This is a genomic window from Allosphingosinicella sp., from assembly GCF_036403745.1.
Lineage (GTDB): Bacteria > Pseudomonadota > Alphaproteobacteria > Sphingomonadales > Sphingomonadaceae > Allosphingosinicella.
This window is the reverse complement of sequence record NZ_DASWQI010000074.1, coordinates 19,203-42,431: the sequence shown is the minus strand read 5'-3', so window position 1 is coordinate 42,431 and position 23,229 is coordinate 19,203. Positions and strand designations below refer to the sequence as shown.

27 protein-coding genes are annotated in these 23,229 nt (G+C 68.9%); 15 read left to right on the top strand and 12 right to left on the bottom strand.

The genetic code is table 11. From position 1 onward, the window contains the following. The 3 genes from VGC56_RS14465 to VGC56_RS14455 form a co-directional block, all read right to left on the bottom strand. Positions 1 to 389, bottom strand: a 389-nt coding sequence (locus VGC56_RS14465) for a ClpX C4-type zinc finger protein (RefSeq protein ID WP_464125996.1), incomplete at its 3' end; no start/stop codon positions are given. A gap of 285 nt (positions 390 to 674) precedes the next feature. Then, positions 675 to 1,448 (bottom strand): hypothetical protein, encoded by a 774-nt coding sequence (locus VGC56_RS14460; protein WP_464125994.1) that lies wholly within the window; start codon positions 1,446 to 1,448, stop codon positions 675 to 677. Further along, positions 1,438 to 1,749, bottom strand: coding sequence for a hypothetical protein (locus VGC56_RS14455; protein ID WP_464125992.1), 312 nt, complete (start codon positions 1,747 to 1,749; stop codon positions 1,438 to 1,440). Before VGC56_RS14455 ends, VGC56_RS14460 begins: the two co-directional genes overlap by 11 nt. 184 nt (positions 1,750 to 1,933) lie before the next feature. On the opposite strand from VGC56_RS14455, the gene VGC56_RS14450 reads away from it, so the two are divergent. The 3 genes from VGC56_RS14450 (at position 1,934) to VGC56_RS14440 (ending at position 5,147) form a co-directional block, all read left to right on the top strand. Beyond that, complete coding sequence (locus VGC56_RS14450; protein ID WP_464125991.1) at positions 1,934 to 2,641, top strand: glutathione S-transferase N-terminal domain-containing protein; 708 nt, start codon at positions 1,934 to 1,936, stop codon at positions 2,639 to 2,641. A gap of 62 nt (positions 2,642 to 2,703) precedes the next feature. Next, complete coding sequence (locus VGC56_RS14445; RefSeq protein WP_464125989.1) at positions 2,704 to 4,656, top strand: alpha/beta hydrolase family protein; 1,953 nt, start codon at positions 2,704 to 2,706, stop codon at positions 4,654 to 4,656. Positions 4,657 to 4,739: 83 nt separating this feature from the next. Continuing rightward, positions 4,740 to 5,147, top strand: a complete 408-nt coding sequence (locus VGC56_RS14440) for a YsnF/AvaK domain-containing protein (protein WP_464125987.1) — start codon at positions 4,740 to 4,742, stop codon at positions 5,145 to 5,147. 27 nt (positions 5,148 to 5,174) lie between these two features. Here VGC56_RS14440 and dnaJ read toward each other — a convergent pair whose 3' ends face one another. Together dnaJ and dnaK are read right to left on the bottom strand one after the other, a co-directional pair. Next, the gene (gene dnaJ / locus VGC56_RS14435) at positions 5,175 to 6,314 is read right to left on the bottom strand and encodes a molecular chaperone DnaJ (protein ID WP_464125986.1); all 1,140 of its coding nucleotides are present in this window, start codon (positions 6,312 to 6,314) and stop codon (positions 5,175 to 5,177) included. A 118-nt stretch (positions 6,315 to 6,432) separates the two neighbouring features. Continuing rightward, positions 6,433 to 8,358 (bottom strand): molecular chaperone DnaK, encoded by a 1,926-nt coding sequence (gene dnaK, locus VGC56_RS14430; RefSeq protein WP_464125984.1) that lies wholly within the window; start codon positions 8,356 to 8,358, stop codon positions 6,433 to 6,435. Positions 8,359 to 8,496: 138 nt separating this feature from the next. Between dnaK and VGC56_RS14425 the strand changes: the two genes are divergently transcribed. Then, positions 8,497 to 8,976, top strand: coding sequence for a copper chaperone PCu(A)C (locus tag VGC56_RS14425; protein WP_464125982.1), 480 nt, complete (start codon positions 8,497 to 8,499; stop codon positions 8,974 to 8,976). Further along, the gene (locus tag VGC56_RS14420; RefSeq protein ID WP_464125981.1) at positions 8,963 to 9,436 is read left to right on the top strand and encodes a vgr related protein; all 474 of its coding nucleotides are present in this window, start codon (positions 8,963 to 8,965) and stop codon (positions 9,434 to 9,436) included. Before VGC56_RS14425 ends, VGC56_RS14420 begins: the two co-directional genes overlap by 14 nt. A gap of 12 nt (positions 9,437 to 9,448) precedes the next feature. Here the strand turns inward: VGC56_RS14420 and VGC56_RS14415 are convergent, their stop codons facing one another. After that, a complete protein-coding gene (locus tag VGC56_RS14415; RefSeq protein WP_464125980.1) occupies positions 9,449 to 10,036 on the bottom strand; it encodes a hypothetical protein in 588 nt (195 codons plus the stop codon). A gap of 29 nt (positions 10,037 to 10,065) precedes the next feature. Here VGC56_RS14415 and VGC56_RS14410 point away from each other — a divergent pair, with 29 nt between their 5' ends. The 3 genes from VGC56_RS14410 (at position 10,066) to VGC56_RS14400 (ending at position 14,334) form a co-directional block, all read left to right on the top strand. Next, positions 10,066 to 10,905 carry a hypothetical protein gene (locus tag VGC56_RS14410; RefSeq protein ID WP_464125978.1) on the top strand — a complete coding sequence of 280 codons (840 nt, stop codon included), beginning with the start codon at positions 10,066 to 10,068 and terminating at the stop codon, positions 10,903 to 10,905. Between the two features lie 91 nt (positions 10,906 to 10,996). Further along, positions 10,997 to 13,858, top strand: coding sequence for a M16 family metallopeptidase (locus tag VGC56_RS14405; RefSeq protein WP_464125977.1), 2,862 nt, complete (start codon positions 10,997 to 10,999; stop codon positions 13,856 to 13,858). 32 nt (positions 13,859 to 13,890) lie between these two features. Further along, positions 13,891 to 14,334, top strand: coding sequence for a PH domain-containing protein (locus VGC56_RS14400; protein WP_464125976.1), 444 nt, complete (start codon positions 13,891 to 13,893; stop codon positions 14,332 to 14,334). 6 nt (positions 14,335 to 14,340) lie between these two features. Here VGC56_RS14400 and VGC56_RS14395 read toward each other — a convergent pair whose 3' ends face one another. Both VGC56_RS14395 and VGC56_RS14390 read right to left on the bottom strand, forming a co-directional pair. Continuing rightward, positions 14,341 to 14,637, bottom strand: coding sequence for a transcriptional regulator (locus VGC56_RS14395; protein WP_464125975.1), 297 nt, complete (start codon positions 14,635 to 14,637; stop codon positions 14,341 to 14,343). 4 nt (positions 14,638 to 14,641) lie between these two features. After that, positions 14,642 to 15,199, bottom strand: coding sequence for a hypothetical protein (locus VGC56_RS14390; protein ID WP_464125973.1), 558 nt, complete (start codon positions 15,197 to 15,199; stop codon positions 14,642 to 14,644). A gap of 151 nt (positions 15,200 to 15,350) precedes the next feature. Between VGC56_RS14390 and VGC56_RS14385 the strand changes: the two genes are divergently transcribed. After that, entirely contained in the window at positions 15,351 to 15,824 is a 474-nt protein-coding gene (locus VGC56_RS14385; RefSeq protein ID WP_464125972.1) for a hypothetical protein, read from the top strand. 135 nt (positions 15,825 to 15,959) lie between these two features. Here VGC56_RS14385 and grpE read toward each other — a convergent pair whose 3' ends face one another. Genes grpE through VGC56_RS14370 form a run of 3 tightly spaced genes read right to left on the bottom strand, consistent with a single transcriptional unit; the run spans position 15,960 to position 17,768 of the window. Next, positions 15,960 to 16,499, bottom strand: a complete 540-nt coding sequence (gene grpE / locus VGC56_RS14380) for a nucleotide exchange factor GrpE (RefSeq protein WP_464125971.1) — start codon at positions 16,497 to 16,499, stop codon at positions 15,960 to 15,962. Beyond that, a complete protein-coding gene (gene hrcA, locus VGC56_RS14375) occupies positions 16,496 to 17,539 on the bottom strand; it encodes a heat-inducible transcriptional repressor HrcA (protein ID WP_464125969.1) in 1,044 nt (347 codons plus the stop codon). Before hrcA ends, grpE begins: the two co-directional genes overlap by 4 nt. A gap of 31 nt (positions 17,540 to 17,570) precedes the next feature. Further along, a complete protein-coding gene (locus VGC56_RS14370; protein ID WP_464125968.1) occupies positions 17,571 to 17,768 on the bottom strand; it encodes a hypothetical protein in 198 nt (65 codons plus the stop codon). An 88-nt stretch (positions 17,769 to 17,856) separates the two neighbouring features. Between VGC56_RS14370 and rph the strand changes: the two genes are divergently transcribed. The 3 genes from rph (at position 17,857) to hemW (ending at position 20,392) form a co-directional block, all read left to right on the top strand. Then, positions 17,857 to 18,585 (top strand): ribonuclease PH, encoded by a 729-nt coding sequence (gene rph / locus VGC56_RS14365; protein ID WP_464125966.1) that lies wholly within the window; start codon positions 17,857 to 17,859, stop codon positions 18,583 to 18,585. Continuing rightward, positions 18,582 to 19,190 carry an RdgB/HAM1 family non-canonical purine NTP pyrophosphatase gene (gene rdgB / locus VGC56_RS14360; protein WP_464125965.1) on the top strand — a complete coding sequence of 203 codons (609 nt, stop codon included), beginning with the start codon at positions 18,582 to 18,584 and terminating at the stop codon, positions 19,188 to 19,190. The genes rph and rdgB overlap by 4 nt, the downstream gene beginning before the upstream one ends. A gap of 104 nt (positions 19,191 to 19,294) precedes the next feature. Beyond that, positions 19,295 to 20,392 carry a radical SAM family heme chaperone HemW gene (gene hemW, locus VGC56_RS14355; protein WP_464125963.1) on the top strand — a complete coding sequence of 366 codons (1,098 nt, stop codon included), beginning with the start codon at positions 19,295 to 19,297 and terminating at the stop codon, positions 20,390 to 20,392. Here hemW and VGC56_RS14350 read toward each other — a convergent pair. After that, complete coding sequence (locus VGC56_RS14350) at positions 20,389 to 21,564, bottom strand: penicillin-binding protein activator (protein WP_464125961.1); 1,176 nt, start codon at positions 21,562 to 21,564, stop codon at positions 20,389 to 20,391. The genes hemW and VGC56_RS14350 overlap by 4 nt on opposite strands. 67 nt (positions 21,565 to 21,631) lie before the next feature. On the opposite strand from VGC56_RS14350, the gene rsmI reads away from it, so the two are divergent. From rsmI to VGC56_RS14335, 3 genes are read left to right on the top strand one after another with little or no spacing between them, the layout of a single operon-like run. Then, positions 21,632 to 22,462 carry a 16S rRNA (cytidine(1402)-2'-O)-methyltransferase gene (gene rsmI / locus VGC56_RS14345; protein ID WP_464125959.1) on the top strand — a complete coding sequence of 277 codons (831 nt, stop codon included), beginning with the start codon at positions 21,632 to 21,634 and terminating at the stop codon, positions 22,460 to 22,462. Beyond that, a complete protein-coding gene (locus tag VGC56_RS14340; protein ID WP_464125957.1) occupies positions 22,459 to 22,809 on the top strand; it encodes a YraN family protein in 351 nt (116 codons plus the stop codon). Before rsmI ends, VGC56_RS14340 begins: the two co-directional genes overlap by 4 nt. A 2-nt stretch (positions 22,810 to 22,811) precedes the next feature. Beyond that, complete coding sequence (locus VGC56_RS14335; protein WP_464125955.1) at positions 22,812 to 23,213, top strand: hypothetical protein; 402 nt, start codon at positions 22,812 to 22,814, stop codon at positions 23,211 to 23,213. Positions 23,214 to 23,229: the final 16 nt, after the last annotated feature.

The following is a 23,229-nucleotide window of genomic DNA, read 5'->3' as shown; positions in this document are numbered from 1 at the left end:
GTCTGGGCGAGCAGGGTCTTGCCGCAGCCGGTCGGGCCGATCAGCAGGATGTTGGACTTGGAAAGCTCGACCTCGCCGGTCTTGGAGCCGTGGGCGAGGCGCTTGTAATGGTTGTGCACCGCCACCGAGAGCACGCGCTTGGCGTGGCTCTGGCCGATCACGTAATCGTCGAGGTGCTTGCAGATTTCGAGCGGGGTCGGAACGCCGTCGCGCGTCTTCACCAGCGAGGATTTGGTCTCCTCGCGGATGATGTCGTTGCACAGCTCGACGCACTCGTCGCAGATGAACACGGTGGGGCCGGCGATGAGCTTCCTGACCTCGTGCTGCGACTTGCCGCAGAAGGAACAGTAGAGGGTGCTCTTGGAATCGCTGCCGCTAAGCTTCGTCATTATCGTCCTGACGAGCGCCTCGCGGCGCCCTTTGCCTGAGAGACCATCCTAGCCCGCTCTATCGCACGACCACAATGGCTTATTGATTAACGTTCGTTGGCGGGTGGTTACGCGCCGCCCGGCTCCGCGCAAGGGAGTGCCGGAAGGGCGATTTGGTTCCGTGGGTCCGCTGTTCCCTCCATGTGGTCCCGGCGCGCGCGAACGGCAAGAGCCGCCGGCGCGCCGCCCTTCCCTGTCCGCGGGATAGCCGGCGCTGCCATGGCGGTGCCGCGGGTCAACCTTCGATTATTGCCCGGCGGCGACGGCGATCGGACCGGTCCCGAACCACACTTCATAGGTTCCCGGCTTGATCCCTTGGCTGTTCCCGTAGCGGGCGCTCAGGTCCAGCGGGCGCAGCTTCGGCGAGGCAAGCCGCTGGTTGAGCCACTGCGTCACCTTCGGCAGGTAAGCGCAGGCCGCGGCCTTGGTGCAGCGGACCGTGTCGACGCCGGCGGCGCCGGGGACGAGCTCGATGCCGGGGACGACGATCGTCGAGGCACCGAGCGTCTGCCCCGAGAGCGATGCGGCGACGGCGGCCGCGGCAGGCTTCTGCGCCGGATCGGTGACGTGGAAGTAGAGCCGGATGACCTTCGGCGGGGCAGTGTCGGCAGCAGGCGTCGGATCGGCGGCTGCGTGCGTGTCGCCCGACGGGGCCACTGTCCGTCCCGGTGTCACCGAAGGCGTTTCCGCACGCGCCGTCGCGTCTAGCCCGTTCACCTGGCTCTCGGCGACGTTCAGAAGTTTAGACAGACGCTGCCACTGGCTCGGCTGGCCGGCGCCGCCATGCGGTTCGGCGACGATCAGCGCGGCGGCGTCCAGCGTCTGGTCGAGGTCATGCGCGCGCTGCACCTGCTCCTGCGCGAAGTGAAGCGCCGCGCGCCGTTCGCTGTCCAGATAGACGGCGAGGACGATGAACCCGCCGATGATGAAAAGCAGGCCGACCGCGACGATCGGGCGCGACCGCGCGGCGCTTCGGTTCAGCCGCTGGACGAGATCGACGGCGTCGGCTTCAGCTATCATGGCGTGGCTCCAGTCCCGAGAGCTTGCGCACGATGTCCTCGATCAGGTTGAACGCCTTGTTGAGGAAGAACGCGACGCGGCCGCTCGACACTGCGGTGACGCCGGTGGCGCCGAACATCAGGCCGATCTCGGCGGGAGTCACGGTGTGGATGCTGAACATGAGCCAGCCGGCGTACATCAACAGGCCGAAAGCCGCGACAACGCAGCACAAGTATAGGATTCGTTCCGCCTGGAACATGCGCATGAGCCGCTCGAGCGCATCGAGCGTCTGCTTCAACATTTCGCGATCGCGATCTTCCATCGCTACAGCCCCCCGTGCGGAACGACTACCCTCATTGCGCCACCGGCACAATCGAACTTCTTACGTGGGAGCGCCAGCGACGTGCCCTCCAATCCGACCTTCCGATGCTCTCTCCGCGAAAAAAGTACGTGCCCCGCGATAAAGCCATTCCTATCTGCCCACGCACCAGGAGGAGTCTCTCACGATGTCCGATCTCTCCGCCTTTCCCATCGCCCGCGAATATCCGGCCGAGCACCCCGACCGGCTGCAGCTCTATTCGGTGCCAACGCCGAACGGGGTGAAGGTGTCGATCATGCTCGAGGAGACGGGGCTCCCCTACGAGCCGCACTTCGTCGACATCATGCAGAAGCGGAGCCATTCGGAGGCCTTCACGGCGCTCAATCCGAACGGGAAGATCCCGGCGATTCTCGATCCGGACGGGCCGGGGGGAAGGCCGCTGCCCTTATTCGAGTCCGGGGCCATCCTGCTCTACCTTGCCGAGAAGACGGGGCGGTTCCTGCCCGCCGATCCGGCGGCGCGTTGGGAAACCGTGGCATGGCTGATGTTCCAGATGGGCGGGCTCGGGCCGATGTTCGGGCAGCTTGGTTATTTCAACAAGTTCGCGGGGCGCGAGATCGCGGATAAGAGGCCGCTCGAGCGCTACGTGGGCGAGGCGAAGCGGCTGCTGGGCGTGCTGGAGGCGCGGCTCGGGGGAGGCCGCGGCTGGATCATGGGCGGCGACTATACGATCGCCGACATCTCGATGCTCGGCTGGGTGCGGAACCTCATCACCTTCTACGAAGCGCGTGAGTTGGTCGGCTTCGACGACTTTCCGGCCGTCGGTGCCTGGCTCGAGCGCGGGCTTGCGCGGCCCGCAGTGCAGCGCGGCCTCACCATCCCGAAACGCCCCTGAACCAAGGGCTTGCGCCGGGCTCCGGCCTGGGGCAGCCTTGGCGCGGGGCGAAGGGGAGAGCCATGGATCGCAGAGGTTTTGTGACGGGCGCCGCCGCGGCGGCGCTGGTGTCGGGCGTGGCGCGCGCCCGGGGAATGGCTGGCGCGACGGCGGCGGCGGATCCGGCCAAGGGGCCGCGGCCGCTCGAGGATTTCGCGGCGCTGCCGTTCATGGACGGTCCGCAGCTCTCGCCCGACGGATCGATGGTCGCGGCCAGGATCGCCACCCAAGGCCGCCAGCTGCTCGCGATCATGCACCTGTTCGGCGGCGCCAAGCCGACCCTGATCGGCACCGGCGAAACCGACCTCAATTGGTGGCGCTGGGTCAATAACGAATGGCTGATCGTCGGCATCGGCGCCGTCGACCGGCTGCTCGACGTGGATTTCTACGTCCGTAGGACGATCGGGGTCTCAGTGACCGGCGCAAAGGCGGTGCAGATCGCCAAGGACGAAGCGGCGCAGGTCGCCGACGACGTGCTGTGGGTGGCGAGCGACGGCACGCCGCGCATCCGCCTCGCGCTCCAGAAATCGATCTATGCCGACGACGTCGCCTTCTGGCCGGAAGTCATCGAAGTGGACGTCTCGACCGGCAAGAGCCGCAGTGTCGTCAAGCCGCAGCAGGGGGTCGAGAGCTGGTATGCGGACGGCACCGGCACCATCCGGGTCGGCATCGGCACGTATAATGAGGGGCGCAACACGCAGCTCCTCTACCGGGAGCGCGACGGGGCGAGCTTTCACATGCTCGACCATGCCAATTCCCGCAAGAACCAGCGGCTGATGGTGCCGAGCCTGTTCCTGCCCGAGAAAGGCCAGGCGCTGGTGGTCGACGACCGCGACGGTTTCGACGCCGTCTACAAGCTCGACCTCGGCACGATGAGCCTCGGCGAGAAGGTGGCGGGGGCCGACGGCTACGACATAGACGGTATCGCTGCCGATGCGGCGCAGACCAGGCTGCTCGGCATCCGCTATACCGACACGGCGTCGCGCGTGCGCTGGCTCGATCCAGAGCTCGCCAAGGTTCAGGACGCCGTCGACAAGGCGCTCCCCGGACGTGCGGCGCGGCTCGTGTCGATGGACGCCAAGCGCGAGCGTTTCCTGTTCCACGTCGGCGCGGGCGACCGGCCGGGCGCTTACTATTTCATGAGTGCGTCGGATGGCCGGCTGCAGCGCGTCGCGATCGTCAACGAGCGGATCGGCATGGCGGCGGTGAACCCGGTCCGTACGATCCGCTACAAAGCCCGCGACGGGCTCGAGCTGAGCGCGATCCTCACCCTCCCCGCCGGGCGCGAGGCGAAGGCGCTGCCCGTCGTCGTGATGCCGCATGGCGGCCCGTTCGCGCGGGACGACGAAAGCTGGGATCATTGGGCGCAGGCGCTGGCCGAGCGCGGCTATGTGGTGGTGCAGCCGAACTTCCGGGGCTCGTCCGGCTTCGGCACCGCCTTTGCGAAGAAGGGCGCGGGGCAATGGGGTCTCGCCATGCAGGACGACGTCAACGACGCCTTGTCCGAGGTCGCGCGGCTCGGCATCGCCGATCCGAAGCGGGCGGCGATCGTCGGGGGCTCCTATGGCGGCTATGCGGCCTTGCGCGCGGCGCAGCGTGATGGGGCGCTCTATCGCTGCGCGGTGTCGTTCGCGGGGGTGGCGGACATTCCCGGTTTGCTGAAATTCGACGCCCGCTTTCTCAACAGCGGCCGCGGCACCGACTGGCTGAAGGGCCAGGCACCGGACCTGCGGGGGGTCTCACCACTCAATTTCGCCGAGCAATTCTCGATCCCGGTGCTGCTCGTCCACGGCAAGGCCGACCGGCGCGTGCCGGTGAAGCAGTCGCGGCAGATGGCCGACAGGCTGCAGAAGGCTGGCAAGAGCGTGCGCTATGTCGAGCAGCCGGAGGGCGACCACCATCTGTCGCGCTACGAAGACCGGCTCCAGTTCCTCCAGGAGACGGAAGCCTTCCTCAAGCAGCACAACCCGGCCTGAGGCCGGGGCGGGTGGCGGGGGGAACCCCGGCCGAGCTCGGCAGGTTTGGGACCTGTCCCGGACATTGAGGAGCGCGAGGCGGCATGGCGGACGACGAACAGGTTATTCCGCTCGTCGAGGAGCGTGTCGCTATCTCGAAGGCAGAGGTCGAAACGGGGCGGCTGCGGGTGCGGATCGCGATCGACGAACGCGAAGAGGGCGTCGCCGCAGAGCTTAGCCGCGACGAGGTCGAAGTGCAGCGCGTGCCGCGCGGCGTGCCACTCGACACGCTTCCCGAGGTGCGCGTCGACGGCGACACGACGATCATTCCCGTGGTCGAGGAGCAGCTGGTCGTCGAGAAGCGCCTCGTGCTGGTCGAGGAAATCCACCTCGTGCGCCGTACCGAAAGCGCCACGCATGAGGTGCCCGTGACGGTGCGTTCGGAACGGGCGGAGGTGGAACGCGAGAGCCCGAGCGGCGCCGTCGCGAGGGCGCGCTGGCAGCCCAAATGACCCTGCGCGACTAGACGCGGGAGCCGGTCAGGCGTCCCAGAGACCCTTAAGCTTCCCCAGGAAGCTCTTCGAAGCCGGGCATTCGTCGCCGGTCTCGGTGCGGCGCAGTTCCTCGAGGAGTTCTCGCTGCTTTGCGCTGAGCTTGGTCGGCGTCTCGACGTCGACCTGGATGACCATGTCGCCATGGCCGCGGCCGTTCAGAACCGGCATGCCCGCGCCGCGGACGCGCAGCTGCTTGCCCGACTGGATGCCGGCGGGAATGCGGACCTCGTGGCGGGAACGGTCGAGGCCGGGAACCTCGATGCTGCCGCCCAGCGCAGCCGTTGTGATGCTGACGGGGCAGCGGGCGAAGAGGGTCGTGCCCTCCCGCTGGAACACCGAATGGCGGGCGAGGTGGACGAAGATGTAGAGGTCGCCGCGCGGGCCGCCGCGAACCCCCGCCTCGCCTTCGCCTGAAAGGCGGATGCGGGTGCCTTCGTCGACGCCGGCGGGGATGCGGACTTCGAGGGTGCGCTGGGTGTCGAGGCGGCCGTCGCCGCGGCAACGCTCGCACGGATCGGCGATCGTCTGGCCGACGCCGCGGCAGGTCGGACAGGTGCGCTCGACGACGAAGAAGCCCTGCTGGGCGCGGACCTGGCCGCGGCCCTGGCACATGGCGCAGGTCCGCGCCTGCGTCCCCGCCTTGGCGCCGCTGCCGGAGCAGGGCTCGCACGGCACGGTGGTGTCGATGCGCAGCTCGACTTCCTTGCCGGCATAGGCGTCCTCGAAGCTGATCTCGAGATCGTAGCGCAGGTCGGCGCCCCGCAGCATGTTCGAGCGGCGGTCGCCCTGGCCGCCGCCATTGTTCATGAATTCGCCGAAGATGTTCTCAAAGATATCGCTGAACGAACCGAAGCCTTCGGCGCCCGCGCCGCCGCCGAAGCCGCCGCCGCCGCCGCCATTCTTGAAGGCGGCGTGGCCGAACCGGTCGTAGGCGGCGCGCTTGTTCGGGTCCTTCAGACAATCATAGGCTTCGCTGATCGCCTTGAACCGCGCCTCCGCGTCGGTGCAGCCGCCGTTGCGGTCCGGATGGCATTCCATGGCGAGGCGGCGATAGGCGGACTTGATGGTCCGGTCGTCCGCCGTCCGCTCGACCTGGAGCAGCTCGTAATAATCGGTTTCAGTCATGACGGCCCCCACAGGCCGTCACCCCAGCGAAGGCTGGGGTCCCAGTGGGTGACGAACGCCGGAGCCTTTCACCCGCTGGGATGCCAGCCTTCGCTGGCATGACGGCACTGCACATTCCTCAGCCCTTATGTTCGTCGTCGACCTCGGAGAATTCGGCGTCGACCACGTCCTCGGCCCCGGCCGTCTCGGCGCCCGGAGCGGCTCCGGCTTCACCGGCGCCTCCCGCCGCGCCCGCGGCCTGATCCTTTTCGTAGATCGCCTGGCCGAGCTTCATCGCGACCTGGGCAAGCGCGGAGGCCTTGGCCTTCATCGCCTCCGGATCGCCGCCCTCGACCGCGGCCTTGGCCTCGTCGACCGCCGCCTGGATCTCGGTCTTCAGCGCCGCGTCGACCTTGTCGCCATGCTCTTCAAGCTGGCGCTCGGTCGAGTGGATGAGGCCTTCGGCGTTGTTCTTCGCCTCCGCCGCGTCGCGCCGCTTCTTGTCCTCGTCGGCGAAGCTTTCCGCCTCGCGAACCATCTTCTCGATGTCGGCGTCGGAAAGGCCGCCCGAGGCCTGGATGCGGATCTGCTGCTCCTTGCCGGTGCCGCGATCCTTGGCCGAGACGTTGACGATACCGTTGGCGTCGATGTCGAAGGTAACCTCGATCTGCGGCACGCCGCGCGGCGCCGGGGGAATGCCGACCAGGTCGAACTGGCCGAGCATCTTGTTGTCCGCCGCCATCTCGCGCTCGCCCTGGAAGACGCGGATGGTCACCGCATTCTGATTGTCCTCGGCGGTCGAATAGGTCTGCGACTTCTTCGTCGGAATAGTCGTGTTGCGGTCGATCATCCGCGTGAACACGCCCCCCAGCGTCTCGATACCGAGCGACAGCGGGGTCACGTCGAGCAGCAGAACGTCCTTGACGTCGCCCTGCAGCACGCCGGCCTGGATGGCGGCGCCCATCGCCACGACCTCGTCCGGATTGACGCCGGTGTGGGGCTCCTTGCCGAAGAAATCCTGCACGATCTGGCGGACCCGCGGCATGCGGGTCATGCCGCCGACGAGGACGACTTCGGCGATGTCCTTCGAAGCGACACCGGCATCGGTCAGCGCCTTGCGGCACGGCTCGAGCGTCCGCTTGATGAGATCCTCGACGAGCCGCTCGAGCTCGGCGCGGCTGAGCGATTTGACGAGGTGCTTGGGTCCGGTCTGGTCGGCTGTGATGAAGGGCAGGTTGACCTCGGTGGTCTGCGCCGACGACAGCTCGATCTTGGCGCGCTCGGCCGCCTCCTTCAGGCGCTGCAGCGCCAGGCGGTCGCCACGAAGGTCGATCCCTTCCTGCTTCTTGAACTCGTCCGCGAGCCAATCGACGATCTTGGCGTCGAAATCCTCGCCGCCGAGGAAGGTGTCGCCGTTGGTGGATTTCACCTCAAAGACGCCGTCGCCGATCTCGAGCACCGACACGTCGAACGTGCCGCCGCCAAGATCGTAGACCGCGATCGTCTTGCCGTCCTGCTTGTCCAGCCCGTAGGCCAGCGCCGCGGCGGTCGGCTCGTTGATGATGCGCAGGACCTCGAGGCCGGCGATCTGCCCGGCGTCCTTGGTCGCCTGGCGCTGGGCGTCGTTGAAGTAAGCCGGAACGGTGATCACCGCCTGGCTGACCGTCTCGCCGAGATAGGCCTCGGCGGTTTCCTTCATCTTCTGAAGGATGAAGGCCGAAATCTGCGAGGGCGAATAATCGCTGCCGCCGGCATTGACCCAGGCGTCGCCATTGGCGCCGCGCGCGATCGTGTAGGGGACGAGCTCGGTGTCCTTCTTGGTCACCGGATCGTCGAAGCGGCGGCCGATGAGGCGCTTCACCGCGAAGATCGTGTTGTCCGGATTGGTGACCGCCTGGCGCTTCGCCGGCTGGCCGATCAGGCGCTCGCCGTCTTTTGCGAAAGCCACGGTCGAAGGGGTGGTGCGGGCGCCTTCCGCATTCTCGATGACCTTGGGCTTGCCGCCTTCCATGACGGCGACGCAGCTGTTGGTCGTGCCGAGGTCGATACCGATTACCTTAGCCATATGGATCCTCTTGTGCCCCGAATGCTTCATGACCTCACCCCTCCGCCCGTTCCGGCACGTGAGGAGTGTTTCGGGAGCGATATAGGGGGCGATTCAGACGCGACAAGAAGTGGCGCCGACGCTAAGGGCGCCGAAGGCATGAAGAAGATGCACAAAATCCACAGCTTCGCCGTAGCGGCGGCCGCCGGCGCGCTGCTGCTGACGGGCTGCGGCGCGGGTCCGGCAAAAAAGGACCGGACGATTTCGGTCGAGCGGCCGTGGGTGCGTCTGCCCGCCGTCGCCGGGGAGCCGGGCGCGGCCTACTTCCGGCTGACCGGCGGCGCCGAGGGGACGAGCCTCGTCAGCATCTCCAGCCCTCTGGTCAAGAGGATCGAGCTGCACGAGAGCATGACCGGCGGCGCGATGTCGTCGATGAAGAAGCTGGACGACGTCGATTTCGCCTATGACGGCACGATCGAGTTCAAGCCCGGCGGCAAGCACGCGATGGTCTTCGGACTGCCGGCGTCGGTAAAGCCGGGCACCACCCTCCCCTTGACCTTCGCCTTCGACGCCGCTCCGCCGGTGACCGTCACCGCCGAAGTCCGCAGCGCCGCCGGCGATGCGCATGCGGAGCATTGAGGCAGGGCGGCCGCTCACGGTCGGCGAAGGGGCGCTGGCCGCTTCCATCTTCGGCGACGCGATCGACTATGACCGCGTGCAGATCGTTCCTCGCAAATGGTGGCCGCTTCAGCCGCGCGGGGTGGCGATGGCGCCGGACGGCAGCATCTGGTTCCATCCCGAGAGCCCATGGCTGTCCTCCGACTATGCGAAGGAGCCGCTCGGCACGCAGGCGCTGTTCGTCCACGAGCTGACCCACGTCTGGCAGGTCCAGCGCTGGGGCCGCTGGCACCTCATCCTGCTGCGCCACCCCTTCTGCCGCTACCGCTACCGCCTCGTCCCCGACCGCCCCTTCCAGCGCTACGGGCTGGAGCAGCAGGCGGAGATCGTCCGGCACCTTTTCCTGCTGCGGCGCGGTGCCGCGCGGGGGGGCGCGCCGGCCCTTGAGGATCTGGAGGCGGTGGTGCCGTTCCGCGCCTGAACCCGCCAGCGCCTATTGCTTGTGCTGGACCGAGTTGAAGAAGCTGCCGATCTGCGGCGGCGGGGGCGGCGGGCCCGGCTTTGCGGGCGGCGCGTCGGGCGCGGGCGTTCCAGGCATGCCTACCGGGACATCGGGGATCGGCACCGCGACATTGCCGAGCGCGTCCGGCTTCGCCTTCTGGATGGCCGCGGAGACCTTCTGCAGTTCCTCGGGCGTCGCGCACCAGCGTATCCAGGCGTCGGCGAGGAAGTCGGACGGATCTTCGTAGGCGATCTTGGGGCTGGTGCCGAGGATGCCGACCCCGGCGGGAGTAACAACGAAGGGTACGAAACCGCGGGTCGTTTTGGCCGAGACCTCGCCGCAGGCGGAGCCGCCGGCGCCGGCGCGGACGTTGCGGTATTGCGCGTTCTTCGCGTCGGGCAGGATGACCGGCAGGGCCCGGTCGATCAGATCCTGGACGTGGGCGGCGCTGTTCGCCTCGACCGCCGCCATGTTGGGCATGAGATCGGGCGGGATCGCGTCGGCGGCGTTGTTCGCGTCGACGCCGCTCTTGGAACCGCACCCGGCGAGGAGAAGGAGAATCGGCCAGCTCTTTTTCATGCGCGCGACTTTGCCGGGGGAATGGCCGCGTGAAAAGCTTCACCGCGCCTTCCCGCTTCGCTAGGGTCGCGGCGATGATCGTGGTGGAGAAGAGAAACGTGCGGCGTGCGCTGAGCCTAATCTGTCTGTCGAGCCTCGCCGGCTGCTCCGGCTACGCCTCCGATTACTGGCGGCCGAAGGGACATCTGATCGCGCCGCAGCTCGCCCGCTACGGGATGAGCGGGACCGAGGCGCAGTGCGTCGAGGAGCATCTCACCAAGGCGCTCGGCGTCAAGGCGCTGCGCCAGCTGAGCGACCTGGCCGACCGGCTGCAGCCCGGCGGCAACAATCCGGCGACGTTCCGTCCCTACGATTTCGCCTATGTTGCCGGCCTCGCCAAGGATCCAGAGATCGGCACCGAGACGCGCAAGGCGCTCCAGGGCTGCGGCCTCAGCCTCTACGCCCCGCGTCCCGCAGCGTCGCCCCCTCCCCCGCCGCCCGTCCAGACCGCACCGGGCGCCGGTCCTGTCGTAGCGCCGCCGCCGGCAGCCGCCGTGCCGGCAAATGGTGACCGCCCGCCTCTGTGGGTCAATCTCGGCGTCGCGCCGACCGGCCAGGGCATCGCCATCGACGCCGCCAGCATCGTCAACACGCCGAGCTACCGGGAGGCATGGTTCCGGCTGTTGAACGGCGACCGCGCCAATGTCGGCGACCTCGGATACCGGCTGCGCATCGATTGCGCCGGGCACACCATCACCGCGCTGGCCGGCCGCAAATATGCGCCCAACGGGCGGCTCATCGAGCAGAAGGAATATGCCAGGCCCGAGGGGCCGATGCCGATGGAGAAGGGCACCGTGCTCGAGATCGCGTTTCGCGGCGTCTGCACCTGATCCTGCGACGAGCGACGCCGGGGCGGGGTCGACAAAGTCCGGTTTTCAGCTAGGATATTGACGGGGTTACGGAATTTTTCGGGAGGGGTAGATGATCGGATCGGCGTTGCGCGGGGTCGCGCTCGCGGCACTGGCGCTTGGACTGGCGTCGTCGCCGGCCTGGGCCGACAAGCCGATCCCGGCTGGAACCACCGTCACGCCGGATCCGGCCGTCAAGCACGGCACGTTCCCCAACGGCCTGCGTTACGCGATCATGCACAATGCGACGCCGGCGGGCGCGGTGTCGATCCGCCTCGCCATGGACGTCGGCTCCTACCTCGAGAATGACGACGAGCTCGGCTACGCCCACTTCATCGAGCATATGGCGTTCCGCTCGACCAAGCAGGCGCCCAAGGGCGTGCTCGACAATCCGTTCGGCGCGCTCGGCGTCGGCTTCGGGCGCGACCAGAATGCCGCGACGACTTTGACCTCCACCGTCTACCAGGTCGACCTGCCGCGCAGCGACATCGCGTCCGTCCAGACGGTGCTCGACTGGATGCGCGGCGCCGCCGACGGCATCCTCTTTACGCCCGAGGCGATCAACCAGGAACGGGGCGTGGTGATGTCGGAGATCCGCACCCGCGCCAACGCGCTAAGCCGGGCCGGCACCGAGATCGGCCGCTTCGAGCTTCCCGGCGCCCGCTCGCAGATGCGAGAGCCAGGCGGCACCGAAGAATCGCTCCGCGCCGCAACGCCGGCCAAGCTCGCCGCCTTCCACCACCGCTGGTACCGGCCGGAGAATGGCGTGCTGGTGATCGTCGGCGACGCCGACGATGCCGAGTTGCTGAAGGCGGCCGAGAAAGCCTTCGGCAGCTGGAAGGCCGATGGCCCCTCCCCCGCCCGGCCGCAGGCGCCCAAGTCGATCGGCGACCGCCCACTCGCCGCCACCGTCGTCGCGGAGGCGAGCCTTCCCAACACCATCGCCGCCTGCAAGGCACAGCCGGCGGAGGACCGCAGCTTCTCGCTCGATCACGAGCGGCGCGACCTCTATTCGCAGATCTGGACGTCGATCCTCGATGCCCGCCTGAAGCGCGCCGCGGATGCGCCCGAAGGCGGCCTGCTGAATGGCGTCTCGGCCGTGAGCCGCGCCCTGCCCGACGCGTCCGACACGTGCATCGTCGCCATGCCGCTGCAAGGCAAGTGGAAGGAAGCGCTGGCGACGACGCAGGCGGAAGTCCGCCGTTTCGCCAAGGACGGCCCGACCGACCAGGAAGTGAAGGCGGCGGTGGCGCGGCTCGATTCGCAGCTCGGCGGCAGCCTCTATGGTGCCGGGACCCGCCCGACCGCGAGCCTCGCCGAGCGCATCGCCGCAGCGGAGCTCGACCGCGAGCCGTTCCTCCACCCGTCCGAAGCGGCGCGGCTGTTCACCTTGCTCACCGCCGAAGTCTCGCCCGCCGACATCAAGGCGGCCTTCACGCGCGAATGGGCCGGCACCGGCCCGGTGCTCGCCGCAATGTCGTCGGCGCCGCTCGCCCGCGAGGAACTGATCGCGCAGTGGAAGGCGAACGAGGGCGCCACAGCGCTCGCCGCTTATGCGGACGTCGGCGAATCCAAATGGTCCTATTGGGACTTCGGCAAGAAGGGGAAGGTCGGCAAGACGGAGCGCGTCGCCGACGGCGGCTATACGCGCTACCAGTTCCGCAACGGCACCTTGCTCAGCGTCAAGCCGACCAGCTTCAAGTCGGGCGAAGTCGAGATCCGCGTCCGCTTCGGCAATGGCGAGCGCGGCCTCGACAATTCGACACGGGCGCCGGCCGAACTCGCCGCCAACGCCTTCGTCGAAGGGGGCCTTGGCAAGCTCGACCACGACCAGATCGCCGCCGCGCTCGCGGGCATCACCTGGAACTTCAAGCTCGACGTGACACCGACCGCCTATGTGCTGAACAGCACCACGCTCACCGCGCAGGTCGATACCGAGATGCGGGTACTCGCCGCCTACCTGACCGACCCGGGCTTCCGGCCGCAGATGGACGCGAAGCTGCCGACGGCGGTCGATTTCGTCTACCGTATGCTCCACGCGGAACCGACGATGGTCGCCTCCGAAGCGCTCGACAAGGCGGTGTTCCCCGGCCAGCCGTCCTTCCCGTCGCGCGAGGAGATGGCGACGTTCAAGAGCGCCCGCTTCGCCGATATCCTCAAGCCGTCGCTGGTGAACGCGCCGCTCGAGGTGACGATCGTCGGCGACATCGTCGAAAAGGATGCGGTGCGGATTGCGTCCGAGACCTTCGGCGCGCTGCCGCGGCGGCCTGGCCTCGCCCCGGTCGGCGACGGGCCGTTTCGCCGCTTCCCGGAGACGCTGCCGCGCGAGACGATCGGCTACCATCAGGGTCCCGCGGAGAAAGCGGCGGCGCTGGTGCTGTGGCCGCTCTACACCGCGACTCCGGCGCGCCGGGCGGAGGAATATTCGCTCCGCTTGCTGTCCGAGGTATTCGAGACGCGGCTCCTGCAAAAGGTCCGCGGCGAGATGGGCATGGTCTATTCTCCCACCGTCGCCAACCCGATGCCAGACGATGCCGACCAGGGCTATATGGCCGCCCAGCTCGAAACCGCGCCGAAGGATCTGGAGCGGGTCGTCGCCGCCGCCCGCGCCATCGCCGCGGAACTGGTGGCAGGCAGGATCACGCAGGAGGAAGTGGATCGCGCCCGCGAGCCGCTGATCGCCGAGCGCAAGCAGCTCCAGGCGGAGAACGGCGCCTGGGCGGGGACGATCTCCGCGGCGGCGCGCCACCCGGACGCGATGCGCGAGCTCACCGGCTACGAAGCCGACATGCGCGCCCTCACGCTGGCGGACGTCAAGAAGGCGGCGGCGACATGGCTGGTGCGCGAGCCGATCCTTTCCAAGGCGTTGCCGGAAAGCCTGCGGACCGCCGCCGGCGGCGGCACCGCGGCCGGGGGCCAGCCGACCGCGCATTGATCGGACGAATGTTCACGCAGGGGAGACGCGAATTGGACCAGCCGCTCGACACGTTTCGCTCCTCCACGTCCGGCTGGCTGCGGGGCTCGCTCGCCGGATGGGGCACGTTGCTGCTCTGCCTGATCGGCGTCGGCTTCCTCGTCATCCTGGTGAAGTGGATCGAGAACCTGGCGACCAGCTACACGTTGACCGAGGACCGGCTGATCATCCGCAGCGGCATCTTCTCCAAGTCCCTGGACGAGATCGAGCTCTACCGGGTGAAGGACATCCGCCTTACCTACTCAATGATCGCCGGCTGGGCGGGGATCGGCACCATCGCCCTCACCTCTAGCGACGAGACGACGCGGGCCGCGCCGCTCCTGCTCCGCGACGTCCTCGGCGCGGAAGCGCGGCGGGAGACCATCCGCGGCCTCGTCGACAAGGCCCGCCAGAAGCGCGGCGTGCGCGAGATCGACATGGTGCCGGAAGCGACCTGACGCCACTCAGCCTCCGGCTTCAATGACGTCGCGCAGATAATCGCGGTGGTCACGGAAGGCGCGCTCGCCGGCGCGGGTGATCGCCGCCCGCGTCCGCGGCTTCTTGCCGACGAAATCCTTAGTGAGGGCGATGTAACCGGCGCCCTCCAGGGTGCCGAGATGGCTGCCGAGATTGCCGTCGGTGGCGCCGACCAGGGCCTTCAGGCGGTTGAACTCCATGCCCTCGTCGGCGCGCGCGGCATGGAGCGCCGCCATGATACGGAGACGCAGCGACTGGTGAATGATCTCGTCGGCCTTCGCCACCGTCTCACACCTTCCGCAACCACAGCCCGCCGAGCAGCAGCCCGCCGCCCCCGGCGATCGCCACCCAGATCGCCATATAATCCGGCGCCGCGATAAAGCCGGTCATGGTGACAAGAAAGATGCCCGCGCCGATCCACACGAACCGCGTCATCCGCGTCAGCGCGCCGGCGAGGGTGTAGACGAGGCCGGCGATGAGCGACGGGAAGACGAGATAGGGCAAAGGGCTCGTCGGCCGGAAGACGTAATAGACGCTGGCGATGAACAGGAAGGTTGCAGCCGCGAGCAGCAGCGACTGCGAGAAAGCGCCTTGATGCGCGGTCCCCTTCGCCCGGCTGCCGACCCACCCCGACCCGACGCCGCCGATGACCGCGAGCGGCAGCCAGATCAGCCCCCATTTTTCGGGCGGAACCACGGCTGAGGCCCCGTATCCCACAATCCAGATGAGCCCCCAGAGGATGAGATAGGGACTGGCGATTGCATAGCCGGTCGCCACCTGCGTCCGTCGCTCGGTGCAATCGATGTCGTGAAGCGCCGCGGCAGCCTGGTCGGGAGAGACACTCATGGCTTTGCTCCTGTTGATACACTCTGTTTTGCAGAGGACTCTGCGCATGTCAACTAGGAAGCCGCAGGGGGAGGCCCACCTTCACCCTTTTTCAAAACCGTCGCACTAGGGCGAAGTGGTGAATGCTCACTCCACATTTCCCTCGGCGCCCGTGCAGCCAGCGCCAGCCCGCAAGGCCAGCCTCGGTGCTGCCGAGCGCTTTACAGGCCGCTTCCTCAACACATTCGCGGAGTTCGAGTTCTGGATGGTGGAGCGCCTGAAGAACGCGGTGCCGGGCGTGAAGGTCGGAAAGCCAGTCGGCCAGCGCCTCGAGGACTTACGCGCGGCGCTCAAGCACCATCCTGAGATCGTGCGCGTGCCCAATGAGGTCGACAAGCTTCTCGATCGCCTCCAGCCTTACGTCCAGCTTCGCAGCCTGCTCGCGCACGGCCGGCTCACCGCCCTTTGCGGCGCGGACGAGACCATCTATCTTTTCGAGACGCCGACGCCGCTCCTCGACGACCCGGGGAAGGTGAGAATTGTGCTTCGAAGTGGCGAGTTCGAAACGCTCCGCAGGGGCCTTTGGGAGCTGATCGAGGCCTTCAAGCAGCAGACGCCGGAAGCCGAAGCCCGGTCCTCCCCGTGAGGCGCAGCCTCATGGGGAGGGGGACCAGGTGAAACCTGGTGGAGGGGCCCTGCAGAGTCCGTAGGGCCCCTCCACCGCGTTTCACGCGGTTCCCCTCCCCATCGGCTTGGCCGACAGGGAGGACTGGGAAAGCGCTCAGCCCTTCTTCGCCACCCCAACCAACGCCGGCCGCAACAGGCGGTCCTTGAGCATGTAGCCGGCCTGCATCTCCTGGACGATCGTGCCGGGCTCGGCCTCGTCGGAGGGGATTTCCACCATCGCCTGGTGGCGGTTGGGGTCGAGCGCCTTGCCGAGCGCCTCGACGCGGGTGACGCCGTTGCGGGCGAACACGCTGTCGAGTTCGCGCGAGGTCGCCTCGATGCCGGTGAGCAGCGCCTTGAGCTTGTCGTCCTGGCGCAGTTCCTCAGGGACCGCCGCGAGGGCGCGGTCGAGATTGTCCTTCACGCTCAGCATGTCGCGGGCGAAGCCGGTCGCCGCATAGGTGGCGGCGGTGAGCTTCTCCTGCTCGAGCCGGCGGCGGACGTTGTGGGTCTCGGCCTGGGCATAGAGGACGTGCTGGCGCACCTCCTCCAGCTCCTTCACGAGGTCGCTGAAATCCTGCTCGGGCGCGCCGTCCTCGGCGCCGTCGAAGCCCGCCGCTTCTGCCTGTTCCTGGAGGTCCTGTTCGTCGTTCATGCCATCAATCTCGATAGTGCCTGGGCTGTGAAATCAACCATGGGTACGACCCTGGCGTAGTTCAACCGCGTCGGGCCAATGACGCCGACGACGCCGACCACCTTGCCTTCGCGACCGCGATAGGGCGCGGCGATAACCGAAGAGCCGGACAAAGCGAACAGCTTGTTCTCCGATCCGATGAAGATCTTCATGCCCTGTCCGGCGCGCGCGCTGTCGAGCAGCCGGACGATCTCCTCCTTGCCCTCCAGCTCCTCGAGCAGCTGGCGGACCCGCTCCAGATCCTCGACCGCGCCGGCGTCGAGCAGATTGGCCTGGCCGCGCACGATCAGCACCGGCCGCTGGGCCCCGTCCTCCGACCAGATTGCGAGGCCGCGGTCGATCAGCTCGCGCGCGGCCTGGTCGAGCGCCGCTTTGCCGGCGTTGATCTCCTCGGCGAGCCGCCGCTGCGCCTCCGGCAGGGTGAGGCCCGAGAGGCGCGCGCTGACGTAATTGCCGACGTCCTGGAGGGTAGAGGCGGTGATCCCCGCCGGCAGGTCAACGACGCGGTTCTCGACGCTGCCTTCGGCGCCCACCATCACGGCGAGCGCCTGCGTCGGCGTCAGCTGGACAAAGCCCATCTGACGCAGCACCGGCTCGCGCTTGGGCACCAGCACGATCCCCGCGCAGGCGGAGAGGCCCGACAGGGCAGCCGTGGCGGCGGACAGGGCCTCCTCGATCGGGCCGCCGCGCTCGATCCGCGCCTCGATTGCGGCGCGCTCCTCGGGGCTCGGCTCGGCCGCCTGCATCATCCCGTCGACGAAGAGGCGGAGGCCGATCTCCGTGGGGACGCGTCCTGCGGAGGTGTGCGGGTGGCCGAGCAGGCCGAGTTCCTCCAGATCCTGCATGACGTTGCGGATCGAAGCAGGAGACAGATTGAGCCCCGGCAGCCGCGAGATCGTCCGCGATCCGACGGGGGCGCCACTGCCGAGGTAATTCTCGACCACCATCCGGAACACCTCCCGGGCACGCTCGGTCATCTCGTGGACGGGGGTCGTGGCCATGATAGTTAGATAGAAAGGCCGGCGCGTCCCGTCACCCCTGCCGCCTCCGCCGGGCATAGAGGATGAGCGCGACGCCCACCGCCGCCAGCAATGCGCCGCGCCACGACCAGGCCGACATGTCGATCATGAAGCTGCTCGCCGGCCAGCGGACGATGCCGAGACCCTGGCCGATCCACAACAGGCCCATCAGCAGGGCAGCGGCGCCAAGCACAGTCAGTGCGGTTCTCATGCCGTCGCTCCTCCGGGCTCCGGCTCTCCTAGACCTGCCGCCGCGCCGAAGCTATGGCCCCGCCCGAACCCGCAAGGAGAACAGATTTATGCGCCCGTCCGGACGCACCCCCGATCAGATGCGCGAGATTTCGCTGGAGCCGGGCTTCACCCGTCATGCCGAAGGGAGCTGCCTCGTCTCGTTCGGCGACACGCGCGTGCTGTGCACCGCGTCCGTCGAGACCAATCTCCCGCCCTGGCTGCGCGGCAAGGGCAAGGGCTGGGTCACCGCCGAGTACGGCATGCTCCCGCGCGCCACCCACACGAGGGGGCGCCGCGAGGCGGCGTCGGGCAAACAGTCCGGCCGCACCCAGGAAATCCAGCGCCTCATCGGCCGGTCCCTGCGCGCCGTCGTAGACCTCCAGGTGCTGGGCGAGCGCCAGATCACCCTCGACTGCGACGTCATCCAGGCAGACGGCGGCACGCGCACCGCCGCCATCTCCGGCGCCTGGGTGGCGCTGCGCATCGCGGTGGACAAATTGCTCGAGCAGAAGCTCCTCGCCGCCGATCCAATCCGCGGCCGCGTCGCGGCGGTGAGCTGCGGCATGCACAACGGCGCCGCGGTGCTCGACCTCGACTATGACGAGGATTCGACCGCGGGCGCCGACGGCAATTTCGTTCTCACCGACGACGGCCAGATCGTCGAGGCCCAGCTCACCGCCGAGGGCGAGACATTCGACGAGGAGGGCCTGCTGCGCCTGCTGCGCCTCGCCCGCATCGGCTGCGGCGAGATCTTCGCGGCACAGGAAGCCGCAGCACCTGGGGCGACGGGCCGGTGAGGAAGCTCGGCCCCGGCAAGCTCGTCGTCGCCAGCCACAATGAGGGCAAGGTGCGCGAGATCCGCGCCCTCCTCGCGCCCTACGGCATCGAGCCGGTCTCCGCGGCCGAACTCGACCTTCCCGAGCCGGACGAGATCGGCGTCAACTTCATCGAGAATGCCGATCTGAAGGCGCGCCAGGCGGCGGACCTGTCCGGCCTCCCCGCCCTCGCCGACGACAGCGGACTTTGCGTGGAAGCCCTCGGCGACCGCCCCGGCATCTTCTCGGCCCGCTGGGCGGAAGGTGCCGACGGCAGCCGCGACTTCCACCGCGCCATGCAGCGGGTCGAGGACGAGCTCCAGGCGCTCGGCCCCGAAATCAGCCGCGACGCCCACTTCGCCTGCGCCCTCGCAATCGTCTGGCCGGACGGCGAGAGCGAGTGGTTCGAGGGCCGCGTCGAAGGCACCCTCGTCTGGCCGCCGCGCGGCGCGAGCGGCTTCGGCTACGACCCGATCTTCCTGCCGCTTGGCCGGGACGAGACGTTCGGCGAAATGGACCAGGCCGAAAAGCACCGCATCAGCCATCGCGCCGAGGCGTTCCGCAAGCTTGTGGACGCGCTGTTGTGAATAAGCCCCTCCCCTTCAGGGGAGGGGTTGGGGTGGGGCCTGTCCAAGGCCCCCAAGTCTCCACATGCCCCTCCCCCGGCCCCTCCCCTGAAGGGGAGGGGGGATTGGCCCTCTACATCCACTGGCCGTTCTGCGTCTCGAAATGCCCCTATTGCGACTTCAACAGCCACGTCCGCGCGTCGATCGACCAGGCGGCGTGGCGGGACGCCCTGCTCGCCGACCTCGCCTTCGAGGCCAAGGCCTGGCCGCGCGGCCCGGTCAGCTCGATCTTCTTCGGCGGCGGCACCCCGTCGCTGATGGAGCCCGCGACCGTCGCCGCGCTCATCGTCGCCGCTGACCGGCATTGGGGATTCGCCGAGGGCATCGAGATCACGCTGGAGGCCAACCCCTCCTCCGTCGAAGCGGCGCGCTTCGCCGATCTCGCGGCCGCCGGCGTCAACCGCGTCTCGCTCGGCCTGCAGTCGCTCAACGATGCGGCGCTGCGCTTCCTCGGCCGTGCCCACGGCGTCTCCGAAGGCCTCGCCGCCCTCGCCACCGCCCAGCGCCATTTCGCGCGGGTCAGCTTCGACCTCATCTACGCCCTCCCCGGCCAGAGCGAGGCGGCGTGGGCGGACGAACTCTCCCGCGCCCTCGGCTTCGGCACAAGCCACCTCTCGCTCTACCAGCTGACCGTCGAGCCCGGCACGCGGTTCGCGGCGCTCGCCGCCAAGGGCGATTTCGACGAGGCCGACCCCGATCACGCCGCCACCCTTTACGAAACGACGCAGGCGCTGACGGAGGCGGCCGGGGTGCCCGCGTACGAAATCTCCAACCACGCCCGGCCCGGCGAGGAGAGCCGGCACAATCTCGCTTACTGGCGCTACCGGCCCTATCTCGGCGTCGGCCCCGGCGCCCACGGCCGCCGCGGTGGCCTCGCCACCCTGCGCCACAAGAAGCCCGAGAATTTCCTCTCCGCCCTCGCCCGCAACGGCAGCGGCCTTTCCGAGGAGACCCCGCTGTCCGCCGAGGAGCGGGCCAGCGAGGCGCTGCTCATGGGGCTGCGGCTGAAGGAGGGCGTACCGCTGGAGACGATCGCTCCCGCGCTCGATCTGCCGCGGGTCGAACGGCTGGAGCGTCAGGGCCTCGTCCGGCGGGAAAGCGGCCGCCTCTATGCGCTACGGCCCCTGCTGCTCGACGGTATTTTGGCCGAGATTGCGGCTTAGTTCTCGTCCCCGCGAGCTGGGGACACGATCGTGGTTCCGCCCACCGTCACCTCGCGCACTTCCAGCGCCCGCTCGGCGACCCCGTTGCCGCCGAACCGGTACGGCCCGTCGATGCCGGTGAAGCCCGCCGGATCGTGCAGCGCCCGCTGCGGATAGGGCCGGCCCGGCCGCCAGTCCCGCGACGTCCGCACGGCCAGCAGCACGGCATCGTAGGCGAGGCTGGCGAGGCGGTAGGGCGCCGCGCCGTAGCGGGCCCGGTAGCGGGTGCGCATCTGGTTGAAGAGCGTGTCCGGCACGGCGGCGAACCAGGCGCCACGAAGCCCCGGCACCGTCCCGATCGCCGCCTCGTTCGCCCACAACTCAGTGCCGAGGATGTGCGCCCGGGGCACCGCCGATCGAATCGCCGGCACTGCGGCGGCGGCGCTGCGGGCCGGATCGGCGATGAGGATCGCGTCATAGGCGCCTTGCGCGCTCACCCGCGTCACCGCGGCGCGGAGGCCGCCGGCGTCGCGGTCATATTCCTGGATGCCGACCAGCCGAGCGCCGCCGCGCTGCGTCGCGTCGATGATCGCCTGCCCAACGCGGCGGCCGTAGATGCCGTTGGGCGTAAGTGCCGCGAAACGGGAGAGCCCCTGCCCCCGCGCATAGCCGACCACCCGCGCCACCGATTGCGACGGCGCAAAGCCGATCAGGTACACGCCGGGACCAGCGACGCCGATGTCGTTGGAAAAGGCGATGACGGGCACGTCGGCCCGCCGCGCGACCGGCGCCACGGCGCGTACGTCTTCGGCGAGCAGGGGCCCGAGAAACAGGCGGTTGCCGTCGGCGATCGCCTGCGCCGCTGCGGCGGCGGGGCCCTTGGCGGTGTCGTAGACGGTGAGGCGGATGCGCTCCCCGCCAGTGTCGAGCAAGGCGAGCGTGGCAGCATTGGCGAGGGACTGGCCGACGCCGGCATTCGGCCCGGTCAGCGGGACCAGAACGGCGACGCGGTTGCGTCCCTCGTCCTGCGGAAGGGTCGACGGGGCGGGCACGGGTGCCTCGGGCGGCGGCACAGGTGCGGCGCGCGGCTGTTCGACCGGCGGAGGCGCCGCTGCAGCGACAGGCGGCGACTGCACCTGCGGCGCCGGAACCAGGGAGCAGGCGGCGAGGCCGAGGCTGACCATGAGCGCCATTGCGGCGCAAAGGGCGGAGCGCGGCGCTTGCCGATGCGAGGGCTGCTCTGCCATGACCTTGAACCGCATGAACCCTCGTCTCCCGCCCGGCCTGTATATCGTCGCGACGCCGATCGGCAATCTCTCCGATTTGAGCCAGCGCGCCGCCGCGACCCTGGCGGGATGCGACGTCATCGCCGTCGAGGATACAAGGGTGACGGCGAAGCTCCTCGCCCATATCGGCGCCAAGCGCCCGATGCTGCCCTATCACGACCACAATGCCGATCGGGTGCGGCCCGACCTCATCGCCCGGATGCGGACCGAGGCGGTGGCCTTGGTCTCGGACGCGGGCACGCCGCTCATCTCCGATCCGGGCTACAAGCTGGTCCGCGACGCGCGGGCGGCGGGCGTTCCGGTGACGACGATCCCGGGCGCCTCGGCGGCGATGGCGGCGCTCACCCTCGCCGGCCTGCCGACCGACCGCTTCCTGTTCCTCGGCTTCCTGCCGTCCAAGGGGGGCGCCCGCGCCTCGGCAATCGCCGAGGTGGCGGCGATCCGGGCGACCCTTGTCCTTTATGAGAGCGGCCCCCGGCTCGGCGCCGCATTGAAGGCACTGGCGGAAGGGCTCGGGCCGCGCGAGGCCGCCGTCGCCCGCGAGATCACCAAGAAGTTCGAGGAGACGGTCACCGGCACCCTCGCTGAGTTGGCCGACCGCTATGCCGACGCGCCGCCCAAGGGCGAAATCGTCATCGTCGTCGCGCCGCCCGGTGCGCCGGAAGCGCCGGCCGAAGCCGATATCGAGGCGGCGCTGCGCGAGGCGATGACCCGCCTCACGCCCTCCCGCGCTGCCGCGGAAGTGGCGGAACGGCTCGGCGTGCCGCGGCGGCAGGTCTATGAAAAAGCGTTGGCGCTCAAATGAAGCGGCAGGCGGCCGAACGCGGCGGACGGCGCGCCGAGACGCTGGCGGCCTGGTGGCTGCGGCTCAAGGGCTGGACGATCCTCGGCCGCCGCATCCGCACCCCCGTCGGCGAAGTCGACCTCGTCGCGCGGCGCGGCCGGACGGTCGCTTTCGTGGAGGTGAAGGCGCGCCGCACCGAGGCGGACGCCGGCATGGTCCTCGACGAATGGCGGCTGCGTAGGGTCGCGGCCGCGGCCGAGGCGCTCGCGCCGCGTTATTCCCGAGCCGGCGACGATATCCGCATCGACGCGATGCTGATCGTGCCGCACCGCTTTCCCCGCCACCTCGTCAACGTCTGGCAAGGATGATCATGCCCCGCCTGCTCCCGCCCCCGCTGCTCACGCTCTCCCTCCTCGCCATGGCGGCCGTCGCCTGCAAACCCCACGAGCCCGATTGGGCGCGGCAGGCTCGGCAGGGGCCGCTCCCCGCCCAGGTCTGCAAGGAGATCGAGAAAGGCGTCGAGCAGATTCGCGCGTCGAGGGGCATCGACCTCAACGACACCGGCGAGGCCACCATGGCCACCGCCTTGTGGAACCAGATGCCCCCCGAACAGCATGACCAGCTGCTTCACACCCTCGCCTTCCACGCCGCCTGCAAGGCCGGGACGCAGAGCGATGCCCAGCCGGTGGTCGTCCACGGCGACGACGGCGGCGAGCTCGCCCGCCGCGCCATCTCGACCCGCGTCGATACCTCCGAGGTCCTGCGCGATTAGCGTCCGGTGACAAAGG

What these genes read in the sequence shown, in the direction of transcription:
- VGC56_RS14460 (WP_464125994.1), bottom strand. Translation starts at nt 1,448, where the DNA reads ATGATAGCTGAAGCCGACGCCGTCGATCTCGTCCAGCGGCTGAACCGA.
- VGC56_RS14455 (WP_464125992.1), bottom strand. Translation starts at nt 1,749, where the DNA reads ATGGAAGATCGCGATCGCGAAATGTTGAAGCAGACGCTCGATGCGCTC.
- VGC56_RS14450 (WP_464125991.1), top strand. Translation starts at nt 1,934, where the DNA reads ATGTCCGATCTCTCCGCCTTTCCCATCGCCCGCGAATATCCGGCCGAG.
- VGC56_RS14445 (WP_464125989.1), top strand. Translation starts at nt 2,704, where the DNA reads ATGGATCGCAGAGGTTTTGTGACGGGCGCCGCCGCGGCGGCGCTGGTG.
- VGC56_RS14440 (WP_464125987.1), top strand. Translation starts at nt 4,740, where the DNA reads ATGGCGGACGACGAACAGGTTATTCCGCTCGTCGAGGAGCGTGTCGCT.
- dnaJ (WP_464125986.1), bottom strand. Translation starts at nt 6,314, where the DNA reads ATGACTGAAACCGATTATTACGAGCTGCTCCAGGTCGAGCGGACGGCG.
- dnaK (WP_464125984.1), bottom strand. Translation starts at nt 8,358, where the DNA reads ATGGCTAAGGTAATCGGTATCGACCTCGGCACGACCAACAGCTGCGTC.
- VGC56_RS14425 (WP_464125982.1), top strand. Translation starts at nt 8,497, where the DNA reads ATGAAGAAGATGCACAAAATCCACAGCTTCGCCGTAGCGGCGGCCGCC.
- VGC56_RS14420 (WP_464125981.1), top strand. Translation starts at nt 8,963, where the DNA reads ATGCGGAGCATTGAGGCAGGGCGGCCGCTCACGGTCGGCGAAGGGGCG.
- VGC56_RS14415 (WP_464125980.1), bottom strand. Translation starts at nt 10,036, where the DNA reads ATGAAAAAGAGCTGGCCGATTCTCCTTCTCCTCGCCGGGTGCGGTTCC.
- VGC56_RS14405 (WP_464125977.1), top strand. Translation starts at nt 10,997, where the DNA reads ATGATCGGATCGGCGTTGCGCGGGGTCGCGCTCGCGGCACTGGCGCTT.
- VGC56_RS14390 (WP_464125973.1), bottom strand. Translation starts at nt 15,199, where the DNA reads ATGAGTGTCTCTCCCGACCAGGCTGCCGCGGCGCTTCACGACATCGAT.
- grpE (WP_464125971.1), bottom strand. Translation starts at nt 16,499, where the DNA reads ATGAACGACGAACAGGACCTCCAGGAACAGGCAGAAGCGGCGGGCTTC.
- hrcA (WP_464125969.1), bottom strand. Translation starts at nt 17,539, where the DNA reads ATGGCCACGACCCCCGTCCACGAGATGACCGAGCGTGCCCGGGAGGTG.
- VGC56_RS14370 (WP_464125968.1), bottom strand. Translation starts at nt 17,768, where the DNA reads ATGAGAACCGCACTGACTGTGCTTGGCGCCGCTGCCCTGCTGATGGGC.
- rph (WP_464125966.1), top strand. Translation starts at nt 17,857, where the DNA reads ATGCGCCCGTCCGGACGCACCCCCGATCAGATGCGCGAGATTTCGCTG.
- VGC56_RS14350 (WP_464125961.1), bottom strand. Translation starts at nt 21,564, where the DNA reads ATGGCGCTCATGGTCAGCCTCGGCCTCGCCGCCTGCTCCCTGGTTCCG.
- rsmI (WP_464125959.1), top strand. Translation starts at nt 21,632, where the DNA reads ATGAACCCTCGTCTCCCGCCCGGCCTGTATATCGTCGCGACGCCGATC.
- VGC56_RS14340 (WP_464125957.1), top strand. Translation starts at nt 22,459, where the DNA reads ATGAAGCGGCAGGCGGCCGAACGCGGCGGACGGCGCGCCGAGACGCTG.
- VGC56_RS14335 (WP_464125955.1), top strand. Translation starts at nt 22,812, where the DNA reads ATGCCCCGCCTGCTCCCGCCCCCGCTGCTCACGCTCTCCCTCCTCGCC.